Annotated in this window: 7 protein-coding genes and 1 pseudogene; 5 read left to right on the top strand and 3 right to left on the bottom strand. The window is 68.2% G+C overall.

Annotated elements, in window-relative coordinates; genetic code table 11:
* Nucleotides 1–138: 138 nt before the first annotated feature.
* The gene (locus ACWDA7_RS50580; protein ID WP_450614678.1) at nt 139–693 is read right to left on the bottom strand and encodes an AAA family ATPase; all 555 of its coding nucleotides are present in this window, start codon (nt 691–693) and stop codon (nt 139–141) included.
* Between the two features lie 92 nt (nt 694–785).
* Between ACWDA7_RS50580 and ACWDA7_RS50575 the strand changes: the two are divergent.
* A pseudogene (locus ACWDA7_RS50575) lies at nt 786–957 on the top strand (alpha-ketoglutarate-dependent dioxygenase AlkB); the annotation flags it as partial.
* 179 nt (nt 958–1,136) lie between these two features.
* On the opposite strand, the gene ACWDA7_RS50570 reads toward ACWDA7_RS50575, so the two are convergent.
* Nucleotides 1,137–1,409 carry a hypothetical protein gene (locus ACWDA7_RS50570; RefSeq protein ID WP_450614676.1) on the bottom strand — a complete coding sequence of 91 codons (273 nt, stop codon included), beginning with the start codon at nt 1,407–1,409 and terminating at the stop codon, nt 1,137–1,139.
* Between the two features lie 134 nt (nt 1,410–1,543).
* A complete protein-coding gene (locus tag ACWDA7_RS50565) occupies nt 1,544–2,062 on the bottom strand; it encodes an adenylate kinase (protein ID WP_450614674.1) in 519 nt (172 codons plus the stop codon).
* Nucleotides 2,063–2,373: 311 nt separating this feature from the next.
* Between ACWDA7_RS50565 and ACWDA7_RS50560 the strand changes: the two genes are divergently transcribed.
* The 4 genes from ACWDA7_RS50560 to ACWDA7_RS50545 all read left to right on the top strand — a co-directional run.
* A complete protein-coding gene (locus ACWDA7_RS50560) occupies nt 2,374–3,000 on the top strand; it encodes a helix-turn-helix domain-containing protein (RefSeq protein ID WP_450614672.1) in 627 nt (208 codons plus the stop codon).
* A gap of 239 nt (nt 3,001–3,239) precedes the next feature.
* Nucleotides 3,240–3,500 carry an integrase gene (locus ACWDA7_RS50555; RefSeq protein ID WP_450614670.1) on the top strand — a complete coding sequence of 87 codons (261 nt, stop codon included), beginning with the start codon at nt 3,240–3,242 and terminating at the stop codon, nt 3,498–3,500.
* 79 nt (nt 3,501–3,579) lie between these two features.
* The gene (locus tag ACWDA7_RS50550; RefSeq protein WP_450614668.1) at nt 3,580–4,236 is read left to right on the top strand and encodes a hypothetical protein; all 657 of its coding nucleotides are present in this window, start codon (nt 3,580–3,582) and stop codon (nt 4,234–4,236) included.
* A gap of 142 nt (nt 4,237–4,378) precedes the next feature.
* Nucleotides 4,379–4,709 (top strand): helix-turn-helix domain-containing protein (locus ACWDA7_RS50545; RefSeq protein WP_450614666.1); only part of this gene is annotated, 331 nt, incomplete at its 3' end.

Below are 4,709 nucleotides of genomic sequence, written 5' to 3'. Positions count from 1 at the left end.
ATCGCCGCAGCGGCCCTCGTCCTGCTCCAGCTCGAGTACGACCGAACCATCTGAACGATCACACAACGTCATGATCCATTACCGGGAAAGGCTCATTGGGCCGTGCGCGAATAGGCCCGTCCTTTCGGCGTCCGGCGATCACGGTCTACCCGCGGGGTCCTGCCCGGCCCACTCGGTGGCGGCCACCACCTCGCGCGCGATGTCCACGACAGCCCGCCCATCCGTCACCACGCGCACGGTCTCCGCAGGGGCCCGCCGGTCCAGCAGCCGCGCCTTGCGGGCACTGCCCTCCAGCTCCTGCTCCAGTTCCGAGCCGAGTTCCCGGCGCACCAGCCGCTCGCGGGCGGTGGCATCGGAGGCGGTGAGCAGGACCCGTACGATCCGCACTCCCGACCCCATGGCACGCTCGAACATTCCAGTCACCTCAGGTAGCACACTCAGAGTGTTCGTATAGATCAGCCGGCGGTAGCCGCGCCGGGCGAAGTTCGCCCACACAGCAGTCAGATTGCTCTCCGTGATCTCCGAACGGTGAGGATCGCCCTCCGGGGCCGGATGTACCTGACCCATGAAGTCTCCATCGATGAGCGCATGGGAGACCGCCGCAGCCCGCAGCAACGCCGAAACCTCCCACCCCACCGTCGTCTTGCCGACTCCGGCTCGCCCTCCGATGAGCAGTACTTCTGCGTGATCCATAGAGGCAGCGTGCCAGCTCGCATCCTTCTCACGCGATCCGGTATCGATCGGCCCCCCGGCTACAGGCGTCGTACGGTTTCCGGACGGAATGACGCCGAAAGCCTCACACCGACCTGGAGTTGGCCTCCGGCGACCTGTTCGTGTTCGGCGGTCCTTCCCGCTACGCCTACGGGCGGCGAAGTGCTGTCGGCGACGGGTGAGCCGGCCACCGGACTGACCGGTGGCCGGCTCACTCTCAGATTGCGCGTGACCGGACTTGGGTGACTGGGCCGTTGCCGGACCGGATGCGGCACGCCGGCCGCATCCGGTCCAGGGCGCCGGTCAGTCCTTGAGCAGCGTGAAGTTCTGCGTCGTGGTCGCTCCCTTCGAGATCCTCACCGTGGCGACGGCCGGCTGGAAGCTGTCCTTGGCCGCGACCACCTGGAGCGGGTTGCCGTGGACGTTCAGCCCATGGCGGGGAGTTCGGACGGATCCTCGCCGCTGTCCGGCGTGCTGTCGTACCCCGTGCCGTAGGAATTGGACACGAACTTCGCGCCCAGGCTGACGGCTTCGTCCACCGCCGCGCCCAGGTCCTCGAAGCTCGACGAGTCGGCCTCGACCAGCAGGATGCGGGCGTTGGGCGCGATAGCCGACACCATGTCGACGTCGAGCGAGATCTCACACGTCTGGGCGCCTTCCGCCGCCTGCACCGGCGCTATGGGCACAAGTCCGAGCACTTCCTCTTCTTCGCCGGCATCACGGCACCCCTCACCTGCTATCGCAGACTCCCCGGGTGACGACCGAGACCAGCGCCCCCTGGCAGGATGCCGGCCCATCGACGAAGCGGGGCCCAGCTGCCTGGCCCGCCGGGTCAGAGGGACGCCAGCCAGGCCGTCATGTCATTGGGGTGCACGAAGCGGAGGGTGTTGAGAGGGGCGAAGCGGGGATCGCGGACACGGCGCTCGACCTCGCGGTGGCGGGCGCCATGTTGGGACCAGGCCCACCAGGCCGGGTGCTCCCGGCTCAGCCAGTCCGTCCAGGTTTCCCTGTTGCCGCCGAAGAGGACTTCGCGTGTGACGGTGCGTCGGATGGACCGGCGCAGTACGCGGGGCATGATGACGCGTTTGGGATAGTCCAGCCAAATCACCGTGTCGGCCCGGCTCCACAGCAGGTCACGGACTTCCGGATAGCCGAGAGAGTCGATGATCCAGCGAGGCTCGGCGGTGAGTCGTGCTACGTCTTCGACCAACTTGTTGTTGGTGGCCCAGTTGGGGCCGTTGAAGTACAGTGCGTCCATCTCGTGGTAGGGCACGCCCAGACGACTGCTCAAAGTTTGGGCAAGCGTGGATTTGCCCGCACCGGTGACACCCACCACCAAGATCCGTTCCACGGGTGCACCCTATCCCGGCGTCCTGGGGGGAACGCTCCTGCTCTCCTTGCCTGCCACGACCGACTCGCCCAATGCAACGACGTCCTACGGGAGTTCGAGCGTGTTTGCCCTTCCGGACGGCATCATCCGGGCATCGAGATCGCCTGACCGCTGGACCCCTCGCCTGGGACGATCACCGATCTGGGGCAGATTGCCCGGCTCGACATATCTAGTGCGTTGTCCGTGATGGTTGGACGGGTCGGTTTGACGATCTCGGTTCCCGATGCAGGCGCAGAGCGAGACCCTGCGCCTGCATCGGGAGGAGCGTTGCCATGCCAAAGCCCGTTCGAGCGCGTCGGCTCACCGATGAGGAAGGCCGGACCCTGCTAGGGATCGTGCGGCGGGGCCGGCACCAGACGGTCAGGGTCCGCCGGGCGATGATGGTCCTGGCGTCGGTCTCGGGGAACACCAACGAGGTCATCGCGCGGCTGGTGGCCGCGGATCCGGACACGGTCCGTGATGTTATGCACGCCTTCAACGACCGCGGGCTGGAGTGCCTGGACCCGCGCTGGGCGGGTGGGGCACCGCGGCGGATCACCGAGCAGGACGAGGCGTACATCGTCCAGGTGACCACCGCCCGGCCCCGGTCGCTGGGCCGGCCGTTCACCCACTGGAGCCTGCGCAAGCTGGCCGACTACCTCTCCCACCCACCCGCCGAGGCCAGCCAGGTGGTCATCGGCCGCACCAGGCTGGGCGAGACTCTGCGCCGGCACCAGATCTCCTTCCAGCGCACCCGCACCTGGAAGGAGACCACCGACCCGGACGCCGACGCCAAACTCGACCGCATCGATGAGGTCACCCGTCGCTTTCCCGACCGGTGCTTTCGCCTTCGACCAGTTCGGGCCGCTGTCCATCCGCTCCTGCCACGGCACCTGCTGGGCCAGACGCAAGCACCCTGACCGGCTGCGCGCGACCTACCACCGCCACCACGGCATCGGCTACTTCCACGGCTGCTACAGCCTGGGCGACGACACCCTGTGGGGCACCACCCGCCGGCGCAAGGGCGCCGACCACACCCTGACCGCGCTGAAGAGCATCCGAGCCGCCCGGCCCGACGGCGCCCCGATCTACGTGATCGCCGACAACTGGTCCCGGGAACAAGACCCCCGCCATTCGGGCCTGGGCCACAGCCAACAAGGTGCACCTGTGCTTCACCCCGACCAACGCCTCCTGGGCCAACCCCATCGAGCCGCACTTCGGACCACTGCGCAGCTTCGTGATCGGCAACAACCACCCGCCCAATCACCCAGCACTCGCCCGGCAGATGCAGGACTACCTGCGCTGGCGCAACGACCACCGCCGCCACCCGACCGTCCTGCAAGCCCAGCGCCGCGAACGCGCCCGCATCCGCAGCGAGAAAGGCATCCGCTGGGGCCGCCCCCATCCGAAAGCCGCATGAACAACCAAACTGGCACCCCATGACGGACAACGCACAAGCTGGAAGGGGCTGCCCGCTCCCATCGCGATACGGTGCTGCCATGTCGCGATCAGTCGAAACCGGATCAGTGCCGGCTCCCGTCACCGCGGACGACGTCGACCTTGCTGTGCGGCTCGCCGTGGGCGTCCTTCGTGAGGCACCCGCGGCGGGGTGGGACGGCAAGGCCGGTTCGCTGGAGTGGGACTGCTGGGAGACCCTCGAGCACCTCGCCGACGACCTGTTCTACTACGCCGTCCAGCTGGGGCCGCAGAGCCCGCCGCTGGACACCCATGTGCCCATCGCGTTGAGCCAGAAGAGGCCGGGCGGACCTTGGAACTTCCTCTACGCGGACCGTGACGCGGGTCCGGCCGGCCTGGTGCAGGTGCTGGAGGCGACTGGCGCGCTGCTGGTCGCCATGGTGCGTACGACGCCGCCCCGGGTCCGCGCCCACCACGCCAGCGGGGTGTCAGACCCCGAGGGCTTCGCGGCAATGGGGGTGGTGGAGACGCTGGTGCACACGCACGATCTGGCGGAAGGGTTCGGGCTTGCCTGGACCCCGCCGTCCGCTCTCTGCTCACGAGTGCTCGCCCGTCTGTTCCCAGAAGCCCCGGGCAGCGCGGATCCCTGGCTCACCCTGTTGTGGGCCACCGGGCGCGCCGAACTGCCCGGGCACCCTCGTCTCACCACATGGCACTGGGACAGCACGCTGCGGTCATAGGCGCGGATCGACTTGAGCCGAGGTCAGTCTGATGACCGTGCCCGCGCCGAGGCGAAAGCGCACCGAGCCAACCGTCTTCGCCGGGTTGGCGGTCGTGGCGGTTGGATGTGCGGTGACGTCCGTTCCGACCGCTGGAGGTGCGGTGTCTGAGCCTGTCCGTGTGCGCAGACTGACCGACCAGGAGGGGCAGCGGCTGCAGCAGATCGTGCGGCGGGGCAGCACGAGTTCGGTGCGCCACCGGCGCGTGATGATGCTGCCGGCTTCGGCGGGCGGGAACCGGGTGCCGGTGATCGCCCAGCTGGTCCAGGCCGACGAGGACACCGTCCGCGACGTCATCCACCGGTTCAACGAGATCGGCCTAGCCTGCCTGGACCCTCAGACCTCCGCGAGTTCAGGGAAACTGAAGGGTCCTCAGGAGGAACCCGAGGGTCCGTTGTCATGCTTCTCGGCGATGGACCCTCGGGTTCGGTGCT

The sequence above is a fragment of the Streptomyces sp. NPDC001156 genome, from assembly GCF_053598275.1.
The sequence above is the reverse complement of the archived record's forward strand: the minus strand, read 5'-3'. Positions and strand labels throughout refer to the sequence as shown.

Coding starts and splice junctions, on each gene's coding strand:
- ACWDA7_RS50550 (WP_450614668.1), top strand. CDS start 3,580: ATGTCGCGATCAGTCGAAACCGGATCAGTGCCGGCTCCCGTCACCGCG.
- ACWDA7_RS50580 (WP_450614678.1), bottom strand. CDS start 693: ATGGATCACGCAGAAGTACTGCTCATCGGAGGGCGAGCCGGAGTCGGC.
- ACWDA7_RS50560 (WP_450614672.1), top strand. CDS start 2,374: ATGCCAAAGCCCGTTCGAGCGCGTCGGCTCACCGATGAGGAAGGCCGG.